At 28.9% G+C, this 24,403-nt stretch carries 24 protein-coding genes; 10 read left to right on the top strand and 14 right to left on the bottom strand.

The genetic code is table 11. The annotated features are described in order from the left end of the window. Positions 1-457 precede the first annotated feature (457 nt). Positions 458-1,501: a galactose ABC transporter substrate-binding protein gene (locus CLOBL_RS17275; protein WP_077860180.1), complete on the top strand. Its 1,044-nt coding sequence runs from the start codon at positions 458-460 to the stop codon at positions 1,499-1,501. A gap of 84 nt (positions 1,502-1,585) precedes the next feature. Here CLOBL_RS17275 and CLOBL_RS17280 read toward each other — a convergent pair whose 3' ends face one another. Beyond that, positions 1,586-2,194 carry a LysE family transporter gene (locus tag CLOBL_RS17280; protein WP_009169627.1) on the bottom strand — a complete coding sequence of 203 codons (609 nt, stop codon included), beginning with the start codon at positions 2,192-2,194 and terminating at the stop codon, positions 1,586-1,588. A gap of 133 nt (positions 2,195-2,327) precedes the next feature. Beyond that, the gene (locus CLOBL_RS17285; RefSeq protein WP_077860181.1) at positions 2,328-3,779 is read right to left on the bottom strand and encodes a PLP-dependent aminotransferase family protein; all 1,452 of its coding nucleotides are present in this window, start codon (positions 3,777-3,779) and stop codon (positions 2,328-2,330) included. A gap of 251 nt (positions 3,780-4,030) precedes the next feature. On the opposite strand from CLOBL_RS17285, the gene CLOBL_RS17290 reads away from it, so the two are divergent. Beyond that, positions 4,031-4,321: an HNH endonuclease gene (locus CLOBL_RS17290; protein ID WP_077860182.1), complete on the top strand. Its 291-nt coding sequence runs from the start codon at positions 4,031-4,033 to the stop codon at positions 4,319-4,321. Between the two features lie 117 nt (positions 4,322-4,438). Here the strand turns inward: CLOBL_RS17290 and CLOBL_RS17295 are convergent, their stop codons facing one another. The 3 genes from CLOBL_RS17295 to CLOBL_RS17305 form a co-directional block, all read right to left on the bottom strand. Next, positions 4,439-5,074 (bottom strand): class II aldolase/adducin family protein, encoded by a 636-nt coding sequence (locus tag CLOBL_RS17295; protein WP_077860183.1) that lies wholly within the window; start codon positions 5,072-5,074, stop codon positions 4,439-4,441. Positions 5,075-5,102: 28 nt separating this feature from the next. After that, complete coding sequence (locus CLOBL_RS17300; protein WP_077860214.1) at positions 5,103-6,662, bottom strand: malonate decarboxylase subunit alpha; 1,560 nt, start codon at positions 6,660-6,662, stop codon at positions 5,103-5,105. Between the two features lie 540 nt (positions 6,663-7,202). Then, entirely contained in the window at positions 7,203-8,609 is a 1,407-nt protein-coding gene (locus CLOBL_RS17305) for an amino acid permease (protein WP_077860184.1), read from the bottom strand. A 743-nt stretch (positions 8,610-9,352) separates the two neighbouring features. Between CLOBL_RS17305 and CLOBL_RS17310 the strand changes: the two genes are divergently transcribed. Both CLOBL_RS17310 and CLOBL_RS17315 read left to right on the top strand, forming a co-directional pair. After that, on the top strand, positions 9,353-9,931 hold the full coding sequence (locus CLOBL_RS17310; RefSeq protein ID WP_077860185.1) for a serine/threonine protein kinase: 579 nt from the start codon (positions 9,353-9,355) through the stop codon (positions 9,929-9,931). Between the two features lie 186 nt (positions 9,932-10,117). Next, positions 10,118-10,657 (top strand): ferritin family protein, encoded by a 540-nt coding sequence (locus tag CLOBL_RS17315; protein WP_077860186.1) that lies wholly within the window; start codon positions 10,118-10,120, stop codon positions 10,655-10,657. 99 nt (positions 10,658-10,756) lie between these two features. Here the strand turns inward: CLOBL_RS17315 and CLOBL_RS17320 are convergent, their stop codons facing one another. The 4 genes from CLOBL_RS17320 to CLOBL_RS17335 all read right to left on the bottom strand — a co-directional run bounded on the left by CLOBL_RS17320 (position 10,757) and on the right by CLOBL_RS17335 (position 14,815). After that, positions 10,757-11,005, bottom strand: a complete 249-nt coding sequence (locus CLOBL_RS17320) for a TM1266 family iron-only hydrogenase system putative regulator (RefSeq protein ID WP_009169619.1) — start codon at positions 11,003-11,005, stop codon at positions 10,757-10,759. A gap of 211 nt (positions 11,006-11,216) precedes the next feature. Further along, positions 11,217-12,257, bottom strand: coding sequence for a hypothetical protein (locus CLOBL_RS17325; RefSeq protein WP_077860187.1), 1,041 nt, complete (start codon positions 12,255-12,257; stop codon positions 11,217-11,219). A 15-nt stretch (positions 12,258-12,272) separates the two neighbouring features. Continuing rightward, positions 12,273-13,250 carry a phosphodiester glycosidase family protein gene (locus CLOBL_RS17330; RefSeq protein ID WP_242953870.1) on the bottom strand — a complete coding sequence of 326 codons (978 nt, stop codon included), beginning with the start codon at positions 13,248-13,250 and terminating at the stop codon, positions 12,273-12,275. Positions 13,251-13,447: 197 nt separating this feature from the next. Then, entirely contained in the window at positions 13,448-14,815 is a 1,368-nt protein-coding gene (locus tag CLOBL_RS17335) for an MATE family efflux transporter (protein WP_077860189.1), read from the bottom strand. A gap of 439 nt (positions 14,816-15,254) precedes the next feature. On the opposite strand from CLOBL_RS17335, the gene CLOBL_RS17340 reads away from it, so the two are divergent. Continuing rightward, the gene (locus CLOBL_RS17340) at positions 15,255-15,851 is read left to right on the top strand and encodes a hypothetical protein (RefSeq protein WP_179117788.1); all 597 of its coding nucleotides are present in this window, start codon (positions 15,255-15,257) and stop codon (positions 15,849-15,851) included. Between the two features lie 312 nt (positions 15,852-16,163). Next, a complete protein-coding gene (locus tag CLOBL_RS17345; RefSeq protein WP_077860191.1) occupies positions 16,164-16,829 on the top strand; it encodes a macro domain-containing protein in 666 nt (221 codons plus the stop codon). A 59-nt stretch (positions 16,830-16,888) separates the two neighbouring features. On the opposite strand, the gene CLOBL_RS17350 is transcribed toward CLOBL_RS17345, so the two are convergent. After that, a complete protein-coding gene (locus CLOBL_RS17350; RefSeq protein WP_077860192.1) occupies positions 16,889-17,431 on the bottom strand; it encodes an NADH peroxidase in 543 nt (180 codons plus the stop codon). Between the two features lie 312 nt (positions 17,432-17,743). On the opposite strand from CLOBL_RS17350, the gene CLOBL_RS17355 reads away from it, so the two are divergent. From CLOBL_RS17355 to CLOBL_RS17365, 3 genes are all read left to right on the top strand, one after another. Continuing rightward, positions 17,744-18,649, top strand: a complete 906-nt coding sequence (locus tag CLOBL_RS17355; protein WP_077860193.1) for a DUF5685 family protein — start codon at positions 17,744-17,746, stop codon at positions 18,647-18,649. Then, positions 18,649-19,269 (top strand): J domain-containing protein, encoded by a 621-nt coding sequence (locus tag CLOBL_RS17360; RefSeq protein WP_077860194.1) that lies wholly within the window; start codon positions 18,649-18,651, stop codon positions 19,267-19,269. Before CLOBL_RS17355 ends, CLOBL_RS17360 begins: the two co-directional genes overlap by 1 nt. A 69-nt stretch (positions 19,270-19,338) precedes the next feature. Further along, a complete protein-coding gene (locus CLOBL_RS17365; protein WP_077860195.1) occupies positions 19,339-19,833 on the top strand; it encodes a hypothetical protein in 495 nt (164 codons plus the stop codon). 244 nt (positions 19,834-20,077) lie between these two features. Here the strand turns inward: CLOBL_RS17365 and CLOBL_RS17370 are convergent, their stop codons facing one another. Further along, entirely contained in the window at positions 20,078-21,100 is a 1,023-nt protein-coding gene (locus CLOBL_RS17370; RefSeq protein ID WP_077860196.1) for a pyruvate kinase, read from the bottom strand. A 143-nt stretch (positions 21,101-21,243) separates the two neighbouring features. Here CLOBL_RS17370 and CLOBL_RS17375 point away from each other — a divergent pair, with 143 nt between their 5' ends. Next, positions 21,244-21,732, top strand: a complete 489-nt coding sequence (locus CLOBL_RS17375; RefSeq protein ID WP_077860197.1) for a DUF4883 family protein — start codon at positions 21,244-21,246, stop codon at positions 21,730-21,732. A 243-nt stretch (positions 21,733-21,975) separates the two neighbouring features. Here the strand turns inward: CLOBL_RS17375 and uxuA are convergent, their stop codons facing one another. From uxuA to CLOBL_RS17390, 3 genes are all read right to left on the bottom strand, one after another. After that, positions 21,976-23,061 (bottom strand): mannonate dehydratase, encoded by a 1,086-nt coding sequence (uxuA, locus tag CLOBL_RS17380; protein WP_077860198.1) that lies wholly within the window; start codon positions 23,059-23,061, stop codon positions 21,976-21,978. A 12-nt stretch (positions 23,062-23,073) separates the two neighbouring features. Continuing rightward, positions 23,074-23,526, bottom strand: coding sequence for a PTS fructose transporter subunit IIA (locus CLOBL_RS17385; protein ID WP_077860199.1), 453 nt, complete (start codon positions 23,524-23,526; stop codon positions 23,074-23,076). 76 nt (positions 23,527-23,602) lie between these two features. Continuing rightward, a complete protein-coding gene (locus CLOBL_RS17390) occupies positions 23,603-24,391 on the bottom strand; it encodes a hypothetical protein (protein WP_242953868.1) in 789 nt (262 codons plus the stop codon). Between the last annotated feature and the right edge of the window lie 12 nt (positions 24,392-24,403).

A 24,403-nucleotide genomic window follows, 5' to 3' on the forward strand; every position in this document is an offset into this window, starting at 1 on the left:
CCCACGACAACCAGTGCCACAAACTGGCGCTCTACCAACTGAACTACGTTCACCACAATTTAGCTTTAAACAATTAAATTTATAGTGCTAATTATCAATAAAAATATGCTATTAACTTAACTTCTAAAAATTTAATTCGCTTGTCTATTATAAATTACATATTCTTAATTGTCAACTATACATATATAATTAATGTTAAATTTTAACCTTTATATTATGTATATTATGCCCTCATAACTAAAAATTTAGCCAGTTTTCTTGGTTTTTCTGTAATTTTCTTAAATTTACATATATCTTTAATTATTAGTTAAAGCTCTTTCAAGTTATAAAAATAATTTGCAATTTATATATTTAAATAAAAAACAGATACGTTCTACAGAAATACGAATAAAATTTAAGCTGAAAGATAACCTAATAATAGATAATTCAATCAAGTACAGTCGGAGGGAAGATTAAAATGAATATTTTAAAGAAGATGTTGTCCCTTACCATTATCTCAATATTATTATTTAATAATACCCAAAGCACCGCAGCTCTTTTAGCTGTTAATCCTGAGACTCCAGTTAAAATAGCTGTATTTTTAAATGATTTTAATGATCAATTTATTTCTACTGTTAAAAAAAATCTCGAGACTATACAAAGCAATAATGCAAATAAAGTTCAATTTACTTTTTTCGATGGAAAAGGAAATCAAGTGATTCAAAATGAACTCATAAATAGAGCCCTTAATAATGATTTTAACCTTGTTGTATTAAATCCAGTCACCACTGATATAGATAAAATTCAAAGTGCTCTTAATGAAATAGTTGGAAAAGATATACCTCTAATTCTCTATTATGCGCAAACACCGCAAATAGTAAATTTTCTTAAACCTTACCGTAATGCAGTTATAATTGATACTGATATTGATCAATCTGGCATTCTGCAAGGTGAGATCCTTGCTGATACTTGGAATGATGATAAAAATAATTTAGACAGAAACAATGATAATATATTAGAATATATTATGCTTAAAGGTCCAGTTAATAGTCCTGAAACTATTGCAAGAACAAAATATTCTGTTCAAGCACTCAATGAAGCAGGAATAAAAACCCAAGAGTTATCATCAATAGTTTGTAATTGGGATGAGGCGTGTGCAAAAAGCGCAATTAGCTCTAATTTATTAACACTTGATGGCAGAATTGAGGCAATAATATCTAACAATGATGCTATGGCAATCGGAGCTATTAAAGCACTCCAAGAATATGGTTATAACAAAGGAGATAATTCAAAAAAATATATTCCAGTTGTTGGAGTTGATGCTTTACCTGAAGCTAAAGAATTAATTAATCAAGGGATTATGACTGGTACTGTTGTTCAAGATCCTAGTATTCATGCAGATGCAATCTATACCATAGGAATGAATCTTGCTTATGGAAATTATCCCCTCAATGGTACAAATTATAAATTTGACCAAACCGGAAACACTGTTAAACTTCCATATTCTAAATATGTTAAATAATTTTAATAGTAAGGGGAAATAATTTTTCTACCTTACTATTTACTACATTTTATTTTTCTTTGTTCTTCTATTAAATTAGAATTATTATATCAATTCAATAAAAGAATATCCTAATTTCAAGCCATAAAATATTAATATTGCTCCACATATTATATTGATCCATTTTATTATTTTATTAAGCTTATTACGAAATTTTACTATAAGCATTGACAGAGAATTAAACCATAAAAATGATGCTAGACAAACTCCTAATATAAAATATCTCGACATATCTAGCGGAAGTGAAGCATTAAAGCCCCCTAATAATAATGAGCCATCAATTATTGCCTGCGGATTAAGCCATGTAACAGCAAAACAAGAAATAATAATTCTAATCAATGAATTGTCTATATTTTTATTATCTGATACTTGCGATGCTGATTTTATCAATCCTATACCTATATGAGTTACAATAATACATCCAAGTAAAAGCACCACAAGCCTTAATTCAAAGTATTTTTGAATTAAGAATCCTATTCCAAAAAAGCATGAGATTGCTAGTGAAATATCAAAAAAAATAGTTATAAGTGCAACTTTATATGTATCTAACCTGCTTTTCTTAAGCGCAGTGTTTATTACATATAAATTCTGTGTTCCAATAGGTGCTACATAAGCAAGTCCAAATAGCAGTCCCTGCAATAGATATTTAATCATAATTCACCACCTTATGTAATTTCTTTTTTGTCATTATACATGATAAAATCACTGAAATCTCCAACCAAAAAAATGAATTATTCACCAACCAAAACAGCTATTGATTTTCTTGAATAGCTGTTCATCTTTATAATTAAAATAACTTTTCTCTAATTACCTTAGATAATATTTTCAAACCTCTTTCTAAATCTGTTAATGATGCATATGAATATGAGATTCTTAGATTTTGATTATTTGAAAGATCATAAACATTGCCTGGATTAATTAGTATTCCTTCTCTATATGCAATTTCAAACAGCTTGTTTAATGATATAGGTACATTAAGTTTCAACCAAATATAAAATCCTCCAACTGGTTTATTCCATGTAGCTATATCCTTAAAATACTTTTCTAAGATATTAAGTGTGTAGTCCCTTCTAGTCTTTAAATTGTTCCTTAGCTGAAGCAAATATTTCTCATACAAACCGCTTGTAATCCATTCAGCTACAACTTCTTGGGACAGTGAACTTGTTCCATAATCACTCTGCATCTTAATATCACCTAAATGTTCAACAACATTTTCTGGCCCAATTAGCCAACCAACCCTAAGACCTGCTGCTAAAGATTTTGAAGCCGTGCCTAAGTACATTACATTACCATTCTTATCTCTAGCTTTTAGAGGAACTGGTGGTTCTTCATCTATCCATAATTCTCTATATGCATCATCCTCAATAATTGGTATTCTTTCTTTTGAACATATTTTTAAAACTGTCTCTCTTCTTTCTTCTGACATTAAAATCCCAGTTGGATTTTGGAAGGTCGGTATAGTATATACTAAAGTTGAATTTTTATTATTGTTACTTTTTTTAATTTGAATTGGATCAATTCCAAAAGCATCCATTCTAATACCTTTTAACTTCATTCCAGATGACTGAAATAAGTTTAGAGAGCTCAAATATGAAGGCTTTTCAACAAGTATTGTAGATCCCTGCTCCAGAACTCCTATAGAAATCAGCTGCAAGGCCTGCAATGAGCCAGAAACAATTAATATTTTAGATGGGGAAACATTAATACTATGCTTTTTTAAATATTTACTTATTGTCTCTCTTAAAAATAATGATCCTTTTGGTTCCTCATAGCCTAAAGATGACACTTTCTTTGATACATTATTTAAAACTTCTTTCATCATATCATGAGGATATAACTCACTAGCAAGTTCCCCTGTACCTAGTCTTATTATCCTATTTTCAAATTCTAATTTATTTATTTTTTGAATTATAGGTAAATTAGGTTTATGTATACCTCTTGCAATATAATTTTTCCACTTTAATGGTGAAACAGATGCCATCAAAGACCAAGTATTATTGACTATAATTGTTCCTTTGCTGCTTTTCCCTTCAATTAATCCTTCTGCCTTCAATTCGTCCAAAGCCTCTACAACAGTACTTCTGTTCACTTCAAATATCCTTGCCAGCTCTCTTTGTGGTGGCAATTTACTTCCTAAATCCCATTCACCTGTTGATATCATCCTCTTAAAATAGTCAACTATCTGCTGATATACTGGAATAGAAGAGCTTTTATCTGGTTTCCAACTAACTATTAACATATGGCCTCCTAAGTCTAATATTTATTTTATAATAGACTTTTTATTAAATTCCCTAAAGAAGAAAATAAGTCTCCTATCTCTCCCAATAAGCCTTTAGCCTCTTGAGTTTTTAACTTATTTTTTAATTGGTTAGTTACATCATATCATAAAAATAATTGACTTTTATTTACCATTAAAATCACTTTGACTTTATTTTTTATTTTGATATAATTTAATCATAAAATATGAATAGCGTATAAGAGGAGGATTTTATGGAGCATATATGTGAATTATGTAATAGAAATGTATCTATCATAACTAAACATCACTTGATTCCCCTGCAAAAAGGCGGAAGGAAATTTGAAACCCTCTCTTTATGTCCAACTTGTCATCAGCAAATTCATGCTCTTTTTACAAATCGTGAATTAGCAACATACTATCATACTCTTGAATCTTTAAAAAGGGATGTAAAAATCCTTAAATATCTTAAATTTATTGAAAATTTTCCTGGTGATTCTCATTTTATAGTAAAAAAATCAAAGCATGTTAGAAAAAGTATTTAATGAAATATTTGTTTATTTTTATATAAATAAAAAAGCATTGCTCCTAATGGATTAATGCTTTTTTAATTCATATCTTGAATTTATTTAATATCACTAGCTTTCACAGCACTTCAAATCTTATCTATTTCCACTGTATAAAGCTAATTCTTCTCTCGAAAATCTTTTTGGTTCGTTAGATTGATTTAAAACTAATGCTTTATAATAAATTTCAGCTACTCTCTCAACAGTTCTTGCTTTAAATACTATATTTTCTATATTCCCACTCACAACAATAGCTCCATTACTCTCTAAAAGACAAGCATCACTCATATTTAATTTTTCTATCAAATCTTTTGCAGTTTCGGAAGATTCTGTATTCCCACCATTTGCAACATAAATATATCCTCCGTAATTTGCAGAATCATACGCTATTGGTGGAATTACTTTATTTATTACAGCAAAAGTACTTACATGAACTGAATGAATATGCATTATAGTTTTTATATCTTTTCTTGCTCTATAAACCTCAAGGTGCATTAATATATCACTAGTTGGTTCAATTCCATCGACAACATTAATCCTATTCCCTTTCAAATCTACTATACAAACATGTTCAACATTCAAGTTTTCCACTGCTATTTTTGAAGGTGTTATAACCACATATCCTGAACTTTCATCTCTAATACTAAAGCTTCCTATATTTCCTTTACATAGATTATACCTTTCTGCGTCTTTTGCCATTTTAACAACTTTAATCTTTAAATTTTCTAACATAATCTTTATCCCCCTCTAGAATTATAAATTATTTTTCTAAATCCATTAGTTCATCTATAAATATTCTCTTATCCATTAATTTAAGATCTTTATCTACCACCGGAGCAAATTCCATCAAATCTAATATATCTTTTTTAATATCTATTCCTGGTGCTATTTCAATTAGATGCAATCCATCTTCCTTTAATTCAAAGACAGCTCTTTCAGTTATATACATAACTGGCTGTTTAACTTTCAATGCATATTCACTACTAAAAGTGATCTGCTCTACAGAATCTATAAATTTCTTCTTATTTCCTTCATTTATGATTTTCAATTCTCCATTTTCTACTTTTACCTCTAAACCCTTAGCTGTAAATGTTCCACAAAAGAACACCTTTTTAGCATTTTGAGTAATATTGATAAATCCTCCACAGCCTGCAACTCTTGTTCCAAATTTGCTAACATTTAAATTCCCATGCTTGTCTACCTGTGCAAGTCCTAAAAATGCTATATCTAAGCCTCCTCCATCGTAAAAATCAAATTGTGTCGGTTGATCAAATATGCATTCTGGATTCACTGAAGAACCAAATTTTTTTCCTCCTTGAGGGATTCCTCCTATAGGTCCTGGTTCAACTGTTAATACAATGGAATCTGCTATTCCTTCTTCATTAGCAACATTCGAAATTGCTTCTGGTATTCCTATTCCAATATTAACAATGCTTCCTTCTTCTAATTCCATAGCTGCTCTTCTTCCAATAATTTTCCTAGCATTAAGTTCTAACGGTTCTAAACTATCCGCTATTACTTTAATATCTCCAGTCAAAGATAGATCATCATCATATCCTAGTACCTGAGCCTGATCTTCTTTGTTCTTAGCTTCGACTATATAATTAACGTAAATTCCAGGTATTTTTACAAGTCTTGGATCTAACATTCCGGCTTTAACTACTTTATCAACTTGTACTATAACTATTCCACCACAATTCTTAACTGCTTGAGCTATACATGTTGCTTCTGAAAAGGTAGCCTCATGATTCATCGAAACGTTTCCTTTTTCATCAGCATATGTTCCACGAATAAATGCCACGTTAATGCCTGGACACTTGTATAATAAATTTTCTTCACCCAATATCTTAATCACTTCAACTATATCTTCTTCATTTTCCTTAGTAATTAAATTTGCCTTTCCTCCCTCTACTCTTGGATCTACAAACGTATTTAACCCTACTTTACTTATGGTTGCAGTTTTTTTACTTGCTATATCTCTAAACACATTACACATAATTCCTTGTGGTAAATTATATGCATATACTTTATTTTCTCTAATCAACTCTCCTAACATTGGTGCTAAGTTAAAATGTCCCCCTATGATTTTACCTACCAGCCCTTCGTGTGCTAAATGATTTAATCCTTTACTTTTCCCATCACCTTGTGCTGCTGCAAACATTAGTGTTAAATTTTTAGGACTTTTTTCTTCTAAAAATTTTTCTTCCAAACCTTTTAATAATGCTTCTGGAACTCCTAATGATGCAAAACCGGAAGTTGCCAAAACATCGTTATCCTTTATTAAATCTGCTGCCTCTCTTGTACTTATTACCTTCACCATAAATACCATCTCCATAACTTTTATAGTCTTTGTTATTTTTTTATCAAATGTTCCTACCTTTATTTTATTTGCTTGTTTAATTTTTGTCAATAAATTTTTTGACAATTCTGAATTTTTGTACATGAATTATAAGATTCTATTTTATTATCTACTTAATACTCTTTTCGGCTTATACTCTACTTATACGCCTAATATATTAGTTGAAAATCACATTTTTTAAAATCTCACCATATTATTAATTATCGCTTATTTTCTATATATTATGAAATACATACATAATACGTTCTTTTATATTGATATTATTTTAACTATTATTTTTACAATTATTGACTCGTTAATAACAACTTTTCCTATATATTTTATATTTTTAAATATACTTTATTAGTTCTAATGTTTTATTTAAATTTTAAATAAAACAAAAGAATCACTGTTGTAATATTTTTAGCATATCCGCTATCACTACAACAATGATTCTTTCTCTAATTCATATCATAAAATTAATCGTGGTAAAGTAATCCTTATTTACAATTCCATCTTAATCTATACTGCTTTATCGGTGTTTTCTAAATCACCTTCATTTTGAACTATACTATGTTTTCTTCCATAAACAAAATACACTACAAGTCCTATAATGAGCCATACTATAAAGCCTATCCAAGTTATTAATTTTAATCCACACAATAAAACTATACAACATATTATAGCTACTATCGGAGTAAATGGAGCTCCTGGAACTTTAAAAATTCTTTTAAAGTTTGGCATAGTTTTTCTAAGTACTATTACTGCAAGAGATACAGCAATAAATCCAAATAAAGTTCCAGTACTTAAAAATTCTACGATAATGTCTAATGGTATAAACCCAGCAATTATTGCTGCTATAGTTCCGGTTATGATAGTTGAAATATGTGGTGTCTTATGAATCGGATGTACCTTTGAAAATATCTTTGGTAAAAGTCCATCTCTTGACATAACCATAAATACTCTAACTTGGCCATAAAGAACTACCATAATAGTAGAAATCATTCCAAGTATAGCTCCTGTCCCAACTAGTGCTGCTCCCCAATTTATACCTACTCTTGCTAAAGCCCCTGGCACCGCATTTTCAGAAATTATTTCGTTATAAGGAACCATTCCTGTAAGTACAACAGCAACTAAAACATAAAGTACTGTAACAGCTATTAAACAAATTATAAGTCCAAGCGGAATATCTCGCTTTGGATTTTCTGCTTCCTCTGCCGCAGTTGATATTGCATCAAATCCAATGAATGAAAAGAATATAGTCGCTGTTGCCGCAAAGATTCCTCCAAATCCAAATGGAGCAAAAGGATGATAGTTAGCCGTATCTATATGTCCTACTCCAAGTACTACAAACACAAGAATTATAACAATCTTTATTCCAACAATGATATTATTAACTCTAGCACTTTCTTTCATTCCATAATATAGTATGTAAGTTATTATTGCAATTATTAATATAGCTGGTAAATCTACTATTCCACCTTTGCTTGGTGATGCAGTGAAAGCTGCTGGCAATGTTACTCCAAATGATTTTAGTATCCCTACAAAGGTACCTGACCATCCAGATGCTACTGCACTACAAGCAACTAAATATTCCGCAGTAAGACACCACCCAATTATCATTGCTATTATTTCACCGAATACTATATATGAATACGAATAGGTACTTCCTGCAACTGGGAACATAGTTGAAAGCTCGCAATAACACAATGCACAAAGGCAAGCAACTATACCTGCTAAAATAAATGAAATTATTACAGCTGGTCCTGCTAGATGCGCACCTGTTCCTGTTGCCACAAAGATACCTACTCCTACTACTGCTCCTATACCAAATGCAGCTATATCTTTAGCCTTGAGGTTCTTCTTTAAGGCTGTCCTCTCCACTCCTTCCAGCATTTTGTCTACTGACTTTTTCTTAAAAATATTCATACGGGTCCTCCCATTTAATTTATATTCGCCCCAAAATCATCTTTGAAATAGGTTAAATTTTAACTTCAACCTACAAATATTCTCCCCAAAAATCCAAAAAATACAACAAACCAATTAGTATTTTATCATATTATGATAATACTCGGCAAGATATTAACAGTTTAATAATGAAAAATTTTTTTCACAAACCTTTTCATTAAATGATTTTTATTTCCTAATTGCAATCTAACACATTAAATATGACATATGATATTATAATTTTTATCCTCTGAATACAAGTAATAGACCCATTTGTGCATGTCTCAGTTCATTAGACCTAACTTTATTTTTGCTATAGGCTTTTATTACATATTTTAATCATAAGTTCAATTGACTTCTTGAATATAATGCTTTTTATCTTAATAAAACTTCCATAAATTAATAGAATATCATCTAAATATTTAATTTTTTGTTTATAATATTATAATTCATTTATTTTCAATTCAATTCCATAACACTTAAAACTTATTAGAATTATAATATTTTGGATTAAAAATTATAATATATCCGACTTAAAGTTATAATCTAATATAACTGACCATTCATATGCTATCTCATCATTAGTTCTTTTTATAAATATAATAAAAAAAGTCACCCATTAAATCATTTGTTTAATAGAATAATTTATACATATTCATCTCATTTTGTAGAATTGTATAAATGATTTCATATAATATATAAAACAATTAATAATAGTGAACAATATGAGGTACGTTTTAGATATAAAAGAATGTGAATTTTTAGGTAAAGGCAAGGAAGGTTCTGTTTATTTAACCCCTGAAGGATATGCCTTAAAAATATTTTCTAAACGAAAGAAGGCTGAGAAGGAGGCCTACCTTTTAGATGCAGTCAACAACAGCAGATTTTTTCCTAAAGTTATGTTTATCGCAAATAATATGATCTTGAGAGATTATGTAGAAGGAGATATATTATCTGACTATATTAAAAAAAATGGATTATCATATAATTTGTCCGCTGAAATTATAAATCTTATTGAAGAATTTAAACAATTGAAATTTACACGACTCGATATAAGAGGCGCCCATATATTTGTAAATAAACATGAAAAGATACAGGTAATAGATCCAAGAAAAGTCTTTGAAAAAAATACTCCTTACCCCAAAGAAATTGTTAAGATTTTAGTAAAACTAAATGTTTTTGATGAATTTCTAAAGTATCTTTTAGATTATAAACCACAACTTATAAAATACTGGATTAATGCACACAGTTATTATAAATATACATCGAAAAAAACAATTAAAATTAATATGTATGCCTGTTAAAAACTATAACAACGATAGATCATAAGAGTTCCTGATATAGTATGTGCTAAGACTCAATGCTATATATTTCCATAGATCTTACACATACTATTCAAACTCACAGCTATAATTAAAACTGAGAATGACATACTTTTTGCTCTGCTTATATATACTGTAATAATATAAATCAAAATTTTAGGAGCGTATATGAGCTATACAACAATTTTACAATGTCAAAATAATAACGATATAACCTTTCTTATGGAAGGAATGATTTCTGAAATAACTGCTGTAAATGATTATAGTTATTCTTTAAGCCTCACCGAAAATAAAGAAATAAAAGATATGTTATATCATATTATGAAAGAGGAAAAGAAACATTGTGGTTCATTTTTGAAAGCCTTACAAAAAACAGACAAAGAGTTCTTTTCTGCTTATGAGCATGCCGATAAGCAACTTAAAAACACTTCAAAAATTTCTTATAATGAATATTCAGGGGGAAAGGAAAACAAGTTATTACTTACTAGCATTAGAAATGCTATAAAGGATGAACTTGAAGCAATTATACTATATACTAACTTCTTAGAAAACGTTAAAAGTAACGAATTATTTAAAGTTATAAAAGTAATAAGCATAAATAAAAAAGAACATATTGAAAAATTAACCAGATTATTAAATTTAATAGATTCAGATTCTTATATAGCAGAAGATTTACCTTCTTCTCTCATAGATAAATTCACAAATTAAAAAATATGGCTATTTCAATTTATTGCTTGAAATAGCCATATTTTATTTTTATTTGTTGATTACATTTATGACAGATTTATTTCATATTATAATAACTATTTAAACTTCAACTTTTGCAATTGATGTATTTACAGTCACCCCATCAATACTTTTAAGTTCATCTGTAAACTCGTGTATATCTTCAGTTTCTCCTATAAGAGTTATGGAAATTACCGATAGTTCATCTGCAAAAGGTATACCCATTCGTCCTTTTATACTTCCCCTAAAGGATGCTACCACATCATTAAATTCATCTTGCACTTCTTTTGGGTGCTCTAATATTGCACTTATTACTCCTATTTTAGACATTGTCATTCCTCCACTTTCTATAAAAAACAAGATCCTCTTATAATTGGAAGATCTTGTTTTTTAAGTAATCTATTTATATATTTTTCCCTATTTTTTATTTATTATTCATTCTTATATATAACTACAATCTACGTTTATATATGTAAACAAAAGAAAAATACTTTTTATTAATTACTTTATCAAATTTTAAAGGGTATGCCTTTATATAACTTTATTCTAATTTATTTTTCATCAACTTATTACCATCCTTAGAGATAACTCCCTTAGAATATGTTTGAACTAAATTACCTTTATAACTTATCGATTTATTTCCTGTAAGCTCTAATACTGTTTTTTTAGATTTATTATCAATATATACTTTTCCAGAATAATCAATTAGTATATCGTCTTTATCAACTGGATCAGCAATTTTTAATTCATTCCATTTCCTAGTTTTATCTGATAAAACAGTATAATATATCTTTTGAATTTTATTATTTACCTCTTCTCCAAAATATACATTATCATTAACATCTGCACCTAGCACCTTAGGATTTCTAACATTCGGTATTGATAGTGTTCCTTTTGTATTTAATATTGTTATGCTCGTTCCTTCCTCTAGTACTGCATTCGTGCTTGTTGTCGGAACCACTACATTGGTTATTGGCCTATCACTTTTAACCTTTTTTAATTGATTCATTACATTTGCATAATATAAATCACATTTTCCAGTACTCTTTTTAACTTCAATATACAAACTATGGGTTAAGGTTGAAAACACTACATTATTCACTTCATCTTTTGAACTATTGAGCTTAATTTGAACTTTATGCAAATCAAAATCTGCAAGATCTCTAGTTTCTCCCTTTTTAGCATCAAAAGATACTGGTTCTAAATAATATGCCCCTTTATCTTTTACTTTCTGTATCACAAGCATATTATCTTCCCCATTAAGCCATTTATAAAATGCAATTTCAGAGCCGCTATCTGTCTCACATTCTTTTTCTGTATTATCATTGCTATCTAAAATCTTAAGTTTTCCACTATCTATATAAGAAACATACCGTGCATCTGAAGATAACTTCACTTCATTTATCCCACTTTTTATATCAATTTCTGTTTTCTTATCTGCTTGGTTGTCTTGTTCTTCAACTTTTTCAGCTTTAATATCAAAATCTGAAGCTAGATATACCTTATCAATAAATAAAAATATACTTTGCTGCAATATAAAAGCAAGTGCAAACCAAGTTAATCTTCTTTTTAAATTCTTCATTTACTACTTCCTCCTTTACTGCTCTACGTAAAATGCTGTTGCAACAGATCTTTCGCCATCCCAGGCATTAGGAGAATTTATGACGTTGCCTTTATAATACATTGTTGATGAATATCCTCCATCAAGAGCTCCTGCATTAACAGCTCCTCTTTCCATCATTATCTCTTGAACATCATATAAACTTGCTCCAGGTGTTGTTATTTTTCTACCATCTATAACTAAAAATATTATTGTTCCATCTGCTTTTTGACCAACTGCAGTTCTGGGGTTAAGTCCTTCTTCTGCTGTATTTTTTATCTGTCTAACTCCATTAATAATTATATTAGGCTTTCTAAAGCACATTGCTTCCTGTACATTTAGTTTTTTCAGTTCAGCTATTGTATGATCTCCAACTATCAGCTCTCCTCCTTTTGTAAAAGCAATAACATTTTCAACATCATTTTCATTTACATTTCCAGTAGGATAAATAACCTTTCCTTCTGATATAACAAAGCCCCCAGGTTCAGCTCCAGTTCCTGCATATTGAGTTCCATCTGAAGATTTATCAACAAAGGAACCACCATTAATGGCTGCAACCGCATCGTGTTCATCTGCCATTTCACTTGTCTTTTGCCCCATTTTTCCCAAGAACTTGGTCATTGCGACCTTAACCTTTAACGGGTTCTTTATTTCTAGAACATACGCATCATATTTTTTATTAGGTATATGATATTCTGTTATTTCATTTCCGACTTTATATTTAACATCTATCTTTTTCATATCTTGAAAAGCTTCTGTGCTACTATCACTTCCATCTATTCCAAGCATCTTATCTAACATCGTTTGTGGTATTATATCATTTATTAAATATGCATGCCTTGTTGCTAAAATAGTTGAAATCAAAGTTTTTCTCACGTTATCATATGGACCTAAGAAAAATACAATAGGTGTAGTTATCACTAAAAAAAGAAGCATATCACGGATACCTCGTAAAAGAACTTTTGAATTACGCATTTTTTTCTTCTTCTTTTTTATCTTTCTTCGTCTGTTATCATTCTTTGTAACCATATATCCCTCCAATATGCATATAAATCAATATCTTCATTATTTCCTATTATATAGTAAATAAACTACTTAGTTCTTACAAAATAATTAAGAAATATTTTACACATAATCCATTATCAGGATTTTTCATTCAATAATGCTTCTACTTAAACTAAATTTCTAAGCCACTTCTTTTGTTTGTATCGTCTAAAACCTAAAACAAACTTATATATCTCTTCAAATGTAACCATTGCATATACGAAATATATCGGAAAGCCTAACACCATTCCTCCTAAAAATGCAAATGGAATTCCAACCATCCATACCCCGCTAATATCTAGCATTAATGCTGCCTTAGTATCTCCTCCGCTTCTAAGAATACCAACAATGTTTACCCAATTAAATACTTTAAATGGCAAGTACATTATAAAAACTATTAAGCATTTACTTACATCAGTACCTACATTATCTGTTACATTGAATAATGTAATTAATGGGTTTTTAATAGCAAAGCATGTAGCGCACATTATTAAGGCAGAAATAAATTGTAATACTATAAAGTATTTCGAATGACTTTCCGCTTCTTTTAATTTGTTTGCTCCTAATTCATTTCCTAAGATAACTGCAGTTGCCGCACTTATTCCTTGAAAAATAACAGTAATTATCTGTTCAACCGTTTGAGTTATAGTAATAGCAGCTACAGCTCCATCACCCATTCTTCCATATACTAATGAATACATTGTAACCCCTAATCCCCACATAAATTCATTGAGAATAACAGGAGATACAGTTGAAAAAAATAATTTAACAAACCTTTTATTAAATGCTATTAATTCCTTAATTTTTGCTGCTGATGGTCCCTTGCTATAGTATGCTATAAATAATATACAGCTGCATTCTATGGTTCTCGCAATTATAACTGCAATTGCCTCTCCTTTAACACCAAGCGCTGGTGCTCCAAAATGTCCAAAAATCAATGCGTAGTTTAATAGTACTTTTATAACTATTGAAATGATAGTTATTATAACAGGTGCTTTTACTTGGTTCACTCCTCTTAAAAGCGCCACATAAACATTAGTTATTGCAGTCAATGGATAGCTTATTGCAGCGATTGCTAAATATCCAGCTCCTATTTCTATAGTATTTTCACTTGGAGTGAAGATACTCATTACAATTTTAGGACAAATTAAACTTGGAATTACAAAAATAAAAGCTCCAATGAGCGCGATAGTTAAAGACATTCCCAAAACTCTTCTTATATTTTTTATATCTTTCTTACCAAAATATTGAGCTGTCAAAATAGATGATCCACTTACTATTCCAAATAATAACAAAGTGAACACAAAGAAAACTTTATTAGCAAGACCGACTGCTGCAATGGAAGTTTGCCCCAAACTTCCAATCATTACAGTATCTACAAGGTTTAAACTAGTATTTAATAAAGCTTGTAACGCTATTGGTATTGTAATAGCTATAGCTTTTCTTACAAATTTTTTATCCTGTGAAATATCCTTCAAGGTTTTTCCTATCACCATAATATTTAGTACCTCTTTTATGCCTCTCTTCTTCATATCAAGTACTATTTTACTTTAGTTTAATTAATCATGTCTATAACATATTTTAGATTCTATTAGATTTTATTATGCATTTAACTTTATTTTAAAATTTAAATTATTTTAAAGCATATCTTTTACATTTTTAATCTGTTATAATAATATGATGTTTAGACTTAAGATATTTGAGTCATAATAAAGAATATTATCTTGAAAAACTACATATTTTATGTTATTTTTTCAAATGAAGTAATTAACTAGGCATAATCAAAAAATAATATAATAGTACAGAATGTATATTTAATCTGTTATTTATTTTTATGTGCCTTATATATCTTTTTACTTAAAACCATGAAAGAGGTGCTTAACCATAAATACTAATTATAAAATTCAAGAAAATAAATACACTGATAAGGGCAATATCACAGAAATCACAATTTTAAAAAAGGACGGAAGTGAGCTAATCTGCAAAATAGATGCCTTAGATGCTGAAAAAGTTAAAAAGGAAGGTATTTGGTTTGCTGAGTGGCATAAAGACTTTAATAACTATTTAGTTCAATCATTGTCTACTTCTAAAATCAACGGTAAGATAGTTTCAAATAAAAGAACTATTCAGTCTGTAATTTTAGATGTTAATCCTAAAGCTCCAATAAAGCATTTAAACGGAAATACATTAGATAATAGACGTGAAAATTTAGAAATATATAATAGAAACTTTAAAAACGATTGTACAAAAATCGATCATGATACTATGGGAATAATTTTAAGAGATAAGTTCGGTAATCACAAAGATACTGCTTTGATTTCAATTGAAGATGTAAACAAGGTAGTAAGAGACGGATATAATTGGGTTACTTATAAAAAGGGAACTGAAATAATAGTTGTAGCAAATACACCTGATGGTAGAATTCGCTTAGACGAACTAATTATGAATCCTGATGAAACAATGAAAGTTCATCACATAAATTTAAATCCTTTAGATAATAGAAGAAAAAATCTAGAGAACCAACCTATCTAGTAACAATTATCTTTGATATTATTAATATAACAATTAAAATTTGATATATTTAAAGTTTAAAGTCACGATGTATGAAGAATGAATTTGCATTGTGGCTTTAACTTTATTCTAAGTTAGTTCTTTTCAATATTAGGAACAATTAAATAAAGAATACTGTCTATCATCCTTATATCTTTTATATGTTATCTATCTGTTAAAAGAATATTTACATTTATTAATTTCCTTTTTTTTGAATCTTTGTATTTTTATTTGTATTAATTAGGTGTAAACTATTAATTAGATAATTTGTATGACTAATATGAGGTGATTAATTTGACTAAATTTGAAATTCTTTTTGGTGATATAACAAAAACTAAATTTGACGCAATTGTAAATGCTGCAAATGCATCACTGCTTGGGGGCGGTGGAGTTGATGGCGCAATTCACAAAGCCTGTGGTGATAAATTATTAGAAGAATGTAGACAATTAAATGGGTGTTTAACTGGCAAATCAAAAATAACAAAATCATATAATCTAACGAGCTCTGGTGTTTATTGGATAATACACACAGTTGGGCCTATTTATAGAAATAACGGTTCTGAAGAAAAATATTTAAGAAATGCGTACCGTTCTGCTTTTAAAATAGCTGCTAATTATTCTGAGTGTTACTCTAAGCAATTTAATGAAATTTTAAATACACATCTTTATCGTTTCAGCACAAATAAATTTATCGGAGGAAAACAAAAGGAATTGTTAATTAGAGAATCAAATGATTATATTAAAGAACATCCAATTCAAACTATTGCCTTTCCATCAATAAGCACAGGCGCATATTCTTATCCTTTAGAAGATGCCTGCAAAATAGCCTTAGATGAAATCTTAACATTTATTGAAGATTCACCTGGCACTTTCGATAAAGTTGCTATGGTTTGTTTAGATAAAAAAACCTATGATATGTATAACTCCTTATATGATTCTCTATATGCTAGAAAATCATAACATAATAAAAGAGTAGATACTACTCACACTTAGTATCTACTCTTTCAATATTTCTAATCTTATGCAAAATATCTATCTAATAATCCTTTGAAAGCTTTTCCATGTCTTGCTTCATCTTTACACATTTCATGAACTGTATCATGTATTGCATCTAAGTTTAATTTCTTAGCAAGTGTTGCTAAATCTTTTTTACCTTGACATGCTCCATGTTCTGCATCAACTCTAGCTTGTAAATTTGCTTTTGTATCTGCAACAACTACTTCTCCTAGTAATTCAGCAAATTTAGCTGCATGTTCTGCTTCTTCAAATGCAATTCTCTTATATGCTTCTGCAATTTCTGGATATCCTTCTCTATCAGCTTGTCTTGACATTGCTAAGTACATTCCAACTTCTGTACATTCTCCAGTGAAGTTTGCATGTAAACCATCGATTACTTCTTGGTCAACCCCTTTAGCTACTCCGATTACATGTTCATCAGCAAAAGTTAATTCTCCGCTTTGTTCAACGAATTTTTCTGATCCTACACCACATACTGGACATTTTTCTGGTGCTGTTTCTCCTTCATAAATATAACCACATACTGTACAAACAAATTTTTTCATAATCTTCTCCTCCTAAAATCTTAACTTTAATATTTATTTTGTAATTATTTTTAATTACTTCTCTCTACAAAAATTATTATATAATAATTATTATTCGTTGTAAATACTTTTTTATAAATTTTTCTATATTTTTTTATTATTAATATCCATAACATTATAAATGGCCCATAAACACTAGATTTTGGAATAAAACTTGTAAATAAATATTAATAATATCTAAATATTTTATTATATCTATATAAACTTTATGTTTAAATATTAAAAGTTACTGTATAATGTATTTATACTTATTCTTATAAGGAGTGTTTTTTATTGTTTGGATATGTTACTCCCTTAAAGGCAGAAATGAAAATCAAAGACTTTGCTAGGTTTAAATGCTATTATTGTGGACTATGCTGCCACATAAAAAAAGACTTCGGTAATCTACCAAGACTGTCTTTAAATTATGATATGACTTTTCTAGGCTTATTATTAGATGCATTAAATTCTGACGAACTAGAAATTGGACATCATAGATGTTCACTTCATCCTACTGAGAAAAAAATTATTATAACTAATAATAAAGCTCTAGCTTATGCAGCTGCAATGAACATTTCATTATCCTATTACAAGTTACTGGACGATGTATATGATGATAAGAATCTTAAAAGCAAATTCTTAAGTACTCTCTTATCACCTTATATAAGAAAATTTTCAGTTCAAATACTTGAAATTAATAATAAGATAAAGCAATGCTTAGATAAACTTTCTACGTTAGAAAATGATAAGTCTTTTATTTATATAGATGAAATATCCGATCCTTTCAGTGATTTAGTGGGTATAATTCTACGTGATTATCCTTATGAATTGCTTAATGATTCTGCTGAACTTAGAACTATTTTATATAATTTAGGGTATTCTATAGGTAAATGGATATACTTGATTGATGCCCTAGATGATTTAAAGTCCGATATGGAAAAAGGAAAATTCAACCCTATAAATTTTCTATATAATAAAGATTCTTTACCATATGATGAATTTATTAAATCAGTAAAACCCAAAATAGAATTTACTATTTTAAATTGCGGGTATAGTTGTAAGGAAAATTTAGATAAATTGAATCTTAATAGAAATAGCGATATACTATATAACATAATTGAATTAGGCTTAATGGATAAATATGTTAATATTATCAGACATCCAGAAAGTACAAATGAAACTAAAAGGAGAGATTTATAATGAATCCATATGAGGTATTAGGTATAAAACCTGGTGCAAGTCAAGATGAAATAAAAAGTGCATATAGAAAACTTATTAAGCAGTATCACCCAGACCAATTTGGAGATAATCCACTTAAAAATTTAGCTGAAGAAAAAATGATTGAAATCAATGAAGCTTATGAAGCATTAACTAAAAATCCTAATAATAATTATAATTCTAGTAACACTAGTACTTCATCAAATTATAATAATTCATCCAATAATTCGAGTAATTCCTATGATTTTCAGGAAATAAGAAGACTTATTCAATCTAGAAATTATTTAGCGGCTGAAAATAAATTAAATTCTATTTCTAACAGAACTGCTGAGTGGCATTACTTAAATGGAGTTGTTTTACTTAACAAAGGCTGGTTTGATGCTGCCCTTAACGAAATGAATGCAGCTGTCAGTATGGATCCTAATAATTTTGAATATAGACAAGGTCTAAATTCCTTAAGGCAAAGAGGCTCAAGCTATTCTAGTCCTTATTATAGAACTACAAATACAAACAATGCTGATCTATGCAATTGCTGTATAAATCTTTGGTGTTTAGACTCTTTATGCGAATGTGCAGGTGGAGATTTAATCAACTGTTGTTAATTTCAATATCTTATCCGCCAAATTTCAGACTTCAGAACTTGTACTTAAATATAAAGGAGTGAGCAATTTATGAAAGCAAAGTATATTGCCGAAAATGGTATAATTACAGCATTAACCCTTGCAATACTCTACTCTGCTTCCATTATTCCAATAAGTACTTTATCTATATTAACTGTTGCTTCATGCTTAATACCAATATCCATTATTAGAACTTCAATAAAAAATACAATATTGGTTTACATTGCTTCAAGTATTTTAAGCTTCTTTTTAGTAACAATTAATATAGCCATATATTATATATTATTTTTTGGAATATATGGCATAATAAAATATTTCATAGAAAAAATCAGAAATATACTTATAGAATTAGTCCTAAAATTAGTTACCTTTAATATGTTACTTTCAGTAATTTACTTTATCGGAACCAACTTATTAATTAATTTAGATACCAAATTTCCAATATACATTGTATGGATAATAGCGCAAGTTGTATTTCTAATTTATGATTATGCATTAACCATTATAATAAGCTTTTATTTAAGCAGAATACATAAACTTAGTTAAAATTTGCATATATATTTAAATGCCTTATATAATAAGCAATATCCATGTGCAATCTAATAATGAATGACGAAACTATTTAATATTTTTCTAATGCTTGCCTTCATCAGAGAATACTTTTTAATTTCATCATTCATTTTTTATTAGATTTATGCCATTTTCTCTATAATCATTTTATAAAGCATACATTATTAGAGAATACTTTTTAATTTCATCTCAAGTTATAAATTTTTACTTTAATTCCTTATCATGAATCCCTATACTTTTCAATCAGCTTATTTAAAAACTCTACTGTTTTAACTGGTGCTTTTCCTATAGATGTTTCCCCTGCCAGCATAAAACCTGTCGCACCGATTTTTATAAAATTATATATACTTTCAACTTCAGAAATTGATGGCATTTTCCCACTTTTCATACTATTAAAAAGATGAGTTGCTACTATTATATCTTTGTTTTTATCCTTAGTTACTTCATTTATAATTCTTTCTTCATAAATAGGTGTATCTTCTATTGATGTTTCTGGTATTAAATCACCTCTTCCTATGACTATTCCATCCACTTCATTTAATATACTTTTTAAATTATTTACTCCGTTTAAGGTTTCTATTTTTGCCCAAATCTTAGGTTTAGCTTTACTTGCACTACTGTTATCATTCAAAAATGTTTTTATTTCATTAATATCTTCTTTATTCTCAACGAACGATTGGCATATTATATCTACTCTGTTTCTTATGCCCCACATTATAGCATTTTTATCCTTTTCACTTAATGCAATCGCATTTCTCTCTAGATTCTTTATATTGCACCCTTTACCCTTTCTAATAATCCCACCTCTTACAGTAGTAACTTTAATAAGCCCATCTTCTCTCTCTATGACATTAAAAATCATCGTATTATCTTTTATTCCTATTTCTTTATATTCTTTTCCATTCAAGACTTCATTTTTAATATTTAATGGAATTATTTTGATTTTACCTTCACGATCCTTTATTTCTTCATATTTATCTTCACCACAAAAATAAATTTCTTCCCCATCATACACTTTATAAACATATTCAAATTTGTTTGATACTCTTACCTTAGTTCCTGAAAGATCTAATATTATTTCAATATCATTCTTTATTTCTTTTGCCATTTTTAAAAATCTTAAGAATTCTATTGCACTTCCATGTATAAAGTTAAATCTCAATGCATTTACACCGCTGTCTATTATCCCCTTAAGTATTGTCCTATCCTTTACAGTCGGTCCTACTGTTCCTATTATATACATATTATCCCCCAAAACATTATTACTGTTTATTCATATTATAAAATCCCCTTAATTATCACTTATTCCATTAATGTAGAAGTTCTAAAACTCAAAGGTTCGAATAAATTTATATTGTAAACATGGTATTTTAGGAGGTATGTATTTTGAAAAAAATTAGCTGCATTTTTATAATATTGCTATTATCCATTAATCTAATTGGTTGCAATTTACGAAATTATCAATATATAAATTTTTCTGTAAAACCAAATAATCATTATTATATTGATGAAATAAAAAATAAAATTTTAAATAATAAAAAATTTACTCTTTACGTATTTGATACTAATTTATATAAGGAAATAGAAGTTCCATCGGACGAAAATTCTATTTTTGAAGATTTCATCTCTTCATTAGCTACCGAAAACTACTCAACTGAGGGAGTCAATATAAAAGAGCCTTTTAGAATCAGATTATATTTTAATGATAATGATCAGTACTTCGTTAAAGTTTTTAATGATTCTATTATATCTGTTGCTCCATGGGATGGAATTTTTAACGAAGATATTATTTCCATGAAAAACTTACCGCTAAGATATAACCTTTTTGATTTTTGCAATCATATTGCTAATAAGCCTATAGCTAAACAAAGCTAAGTAATATAAGCGTTTATCAAATTTTGCCCCTTACAGAATAGTATTAGTTAGCATAAAAAAGCATGAAGAAGTTCTTATTTTAAATTATCCTTCTTCATGCTTTTTATATTAATTTTAACCTATTTATGCTTTAAATACGTACTTATATATGAATCTCAGGATCTCTACGTCTGGTCAAATAGTAATATACGGAATGATTCACTGTAAAATCAAAATATTTAGCACCTTCTAAATATACACTCATTATTCTTTCTCCAATCCATTTTCTTTTTGAGATTTTGTGATAGCTTCATACAATCCTCTTAAATAAGTAAAACCTAAAGCACGATCATATAAACCATATCCTGGCATTGCTATTTCATCCCAAATTGAACGACCATGATCTGGACGAATAACCCCATCAAAATTAACATCTATAAGCGCCTTCATAAGTGCATACATATCCAATGATCCATCAATACTCAAATGAGCAGATTCTCTAAATTTTTGTTTTCCCAAAAATTCAACATTTCTTAAATGTACAAATTGAATTCTATTTCCTAATTCATGTATGACTTTAACTAAATCTGTCTCTGGATTTGCACCTAAAGATCCTGTGCAAAGTGTTACACCATTATAAGGAGAATCAATAATATTTATTATTCTTTTATAATCCTCTAAATTTTTTGTTACCCTTGGAAGATTAAAGATTTCCCATGGTGGATCATCCGGATGAATCCCCATTTTCACATCAACTTCCTCACAAACAGGAATAACTTTTTTTAGAAAGTATGCAAGATTGTTAAATAAATCTTCTTCTGTAATATTTTCATACATTTCCATCAAATCATTAAACTTTTTCAAACGTTCTTCTTCCCATCCAGGTAATTTAAACCCATTAGATTGACTATTTATAAGCTTAAACATCTCACTAGCATCCATATGTTCTACAACAGACTGATCAAACAACAATGAATAACTACCATCTGGATTTTCATATTTCAAATTTGTCTTAGCCCATCCAAAAATTGGTTTAAAACTATAACATACTAAATGAATATCACATGCTGCTAAATTTCTAATTGTTTGAATATAATTATCAATATAATGATCACAGTCTTTTGTTCTTGCTTTAATTGCATCATGAACCGCAACACTTTCAATACCAAGTAACTCCAATCCCTCTTTTTCAATTGAAGCCTTAAATTCTTTAATTTCATCAATTTCCCAAACATCTCCAGGTAACTTATTTAATAAGGTCCCTACAACACCATCTGTTCCTGGAACTTGCCTGAAATGTTTTAAAGGAATAGAGTCTTTCGCTCCATACCATCTGAATCCCCACTTCATTTTATCCCTCCATCAAAAATCATCATCTTCATCAACCTCATTAGCATCTACATCAATAGGAAAATGCCATGAGCTAATACTTTCTTTTGCTTGTTCTGCAGCTGATTTTTCAACCATTTCAATTTGTGTCCCTAAAATTTGATGATTGATTATCTCCAATAACATAGGTAAGTTAACTCCACTAATAATATAAACCTTATCTTTTAGTTCTGGGTCTAACTGATTTGTCGCAAGAACTGATTGGTTATATGGGCTTGCGCTCACTAAATCAACTAATACTACAACACCATCACCTTGATTTACTTCTAAAATAGCGTTATTTATCTTCTTACCAAGTTTCTCAACATCATCTCCTGCATTTAAATTTACAGTTATGATATTTTCTGTATTCCCCATAATAACTTCAGCTGCGTCTTTTATACCGTTGCTTAAGGTACCATGTGTAGCGATTACAATTCCTAACATGATTTAATCTCCTTTTATATTTTGATTTAAGGCATAATCAAAAATAATCATGACTTTTTGGACTCGTTATTTTCTTTCATATGCCTAACAATTCTATTACTTGAGTAAAATGGCTATAATTTAAATTTTTCTTATTTAACTTTGACTTATCTAAGTAAAACTCTTTATCTTGATTCATATCTGCACAAAATAAATAATTGATTTGACCTCTAGGTGATACATATCGGATTTCTTTAGATTCAGCAAGCTCTTCTTTAAATTGTTTACCCATTACATTTAAAGTGGCATCTGCTCCAACAGAATCTAAACAATAAACCTTTGCATTCTTTTTTACAGAACTCATTAAGACATCTAATCCTCGTCTTCCATAACAACCTTCATCGATAAATGCATAAGCCACTTTTTTCTGATTTTGATTCTCTGTTAACATCTGTAGCAAGCAAAGTACTGAAGATGTATTTCTAATTAAATTCTTTCGATTCCACTCACCTTTTGACAACTTTGATAAAATAATAAAATATCCACCGTATATTAGTGCAAGACATGCTGTTTGCACAGAAAATAAAACAAATGGTGTAGAAACCAATTTCATGTATAAAAGTGTTCCTAGAATACCTAGGAAAATCCAAATTAGAGACATACAAAGAACGGCTTTTGTAGTTTGTTTTTCTTGTTTTTTTCGATCAAACAATATATAATCTCCTAAATAGGCTGGAGGTGTATCATAATAAGTACAAACGATTTGATCTGCCTTTTCAATATCTCCAACATATACATTTCGTGCACTGTCTTTTTTTTGATTACTATATTCGATTACGGAAATATCTTTTCGCACTTGTGATATATCTGTTACAAGCGCCTTCAAAAATCTAGTTTT

It is taken from the genome of Clostridium sp. BL-8, assembly GCF_002006495.1.
GTDB lineage: Bacteria > Bacillota > Clostridia > Clostridiales > Clostridiaceae > Clostridium.

Bases quoted from the DNA above. Each gene is read 5' to 3' on its own strand.
- CLOBL_RS17275 (WP_077860180.1), top strand. From the start codon at position 458: ATGAATATTTTAAAGAAGATGTTGTCCCTTACCATTATCTCAATATTA.
- CLOBL_RS17280 (WP_009169627.1), bottom strand. From the start codon at position 2,194: ATGATTAAATATCTATTGCAGGGACTGCTATTTGGACTTGCTTATGTA.
- CLOBL_RS17285 (WP_077860181.1), bottom strand. From the start codon at position 3,779: ATGTTAATAGTTAGTTGGAAACCAGATAAAAGCTCTTCTATTCCAGTA.
- CLOBL_RS17290 (WP_077860182.1), top strand. From the start codon at position 4,031: ATGGAGCATATATGTGAATTATGTAATAGAAATGTATCTATCATAACT.
- CLOBL_RS17295 (WP_077860183.1), bottom strand. From the start codon at position 5,074: ATGTTAGAAAATTTAAAGATTAAAGTTGTTAAAATGGCAAAAGACGCA.
- CLOBL_RS17300 (WP_077860214.1), bottom strand. From the start codon at position 6,662: ATGGTGAAGGTAATAAGTACAAGAGAGGCAGCAGATTTAATAAAGGAT.
- CLOBL_RS17305 (WP_077860184.1), bottom strand. From the start codon at position 8,609: ATGAATATTTTTAAGAAAAAGTCAGTAGACAAAATGCTGGAAGGAGTG.
- CLOBL_RS17310 (WP_077860185.1), top strand. From the start codon at position 9,353: ATGAGGTACGTTTTAGATATAAAAGAATGTGAATTTTTAGGTAAAGGC.
- CLOBL_RS17315 (WP_077860186.1), top strand. From the start codon at position 10,118: ATGAGCTATACAACAATTTTACAATGTCAAAATAATAACGATATAACC.
- CLOBL_RS17320 (WP_009169619.1), bottom strand. From the start codon at position 11,005: ATGTCTAAAATAGGAGTAATAAGTGCAATATTAGAGCACCCAAAAGAA.
- CLOBL_RS17325 (WP_077860187.1), bottom strand. From the start codon at position 12,257: ATGAAGAATTTAAAAAGAAGATTAACTTGGTTTGCACTTGCTTTTATA.
- CLOBL_RS17330 (WP_242953870.1), bottom strand. From the start codon at position 13,250: ATGCGTAATTCAAAAGTTCTTTTACGAGGTATCCGTGATATGCTTCTT.
- CLOBL_RS17335 (WP_077860189.1), bottom strand. From the start codon at position 14,815: ATGGTGATAGGAAAAACCTTGAAGGATATTTCACAGGATAAAAAATTT.
- CLOBL_RS17350 (WP_077860192.1), bottom strand. From the start codon at position 17,431: ATGAAAAAATTTGTTTGTACAGTATGTGGTTATATTTATGAAGGAGAA.
- CLOBL_RS17360 (WP_077860194.1), top strand. From the start codon at position 18,649: ATGAATCCATATGAGGTATTAGGTATAAAACCTGGTGCAAGTCAAGAT.
- CLOBL_RS17365 (WP_077860195.1), top strand. From the start codon at position 19,339: ATGAAAGCAAAGTATATTGCCGAAAATGGTATAATTACAGCATTAACC.
- CLOBL_RS17370 (WP_077860196.1), bottom strand. From the start codon at position 21,100: ATGTATATAATAGGAACAGTAGGACCGACTGTAAAGGATAGGACAATA.
- uxuA (WP_077860198.1), bottom strand. From the start codon at position 23,061: ATGAAGTGGGGATTCAGATGGTATGGAGCGAAAGACTCTATTCCTTTA.
- CLOBL_RS17385 (WP_077860199.1), bottom strand. From the start codon at position 23,526: ATGTTAGGAATTGTAATCGCTACACATGGTACCTTAAGCAACGGTATA.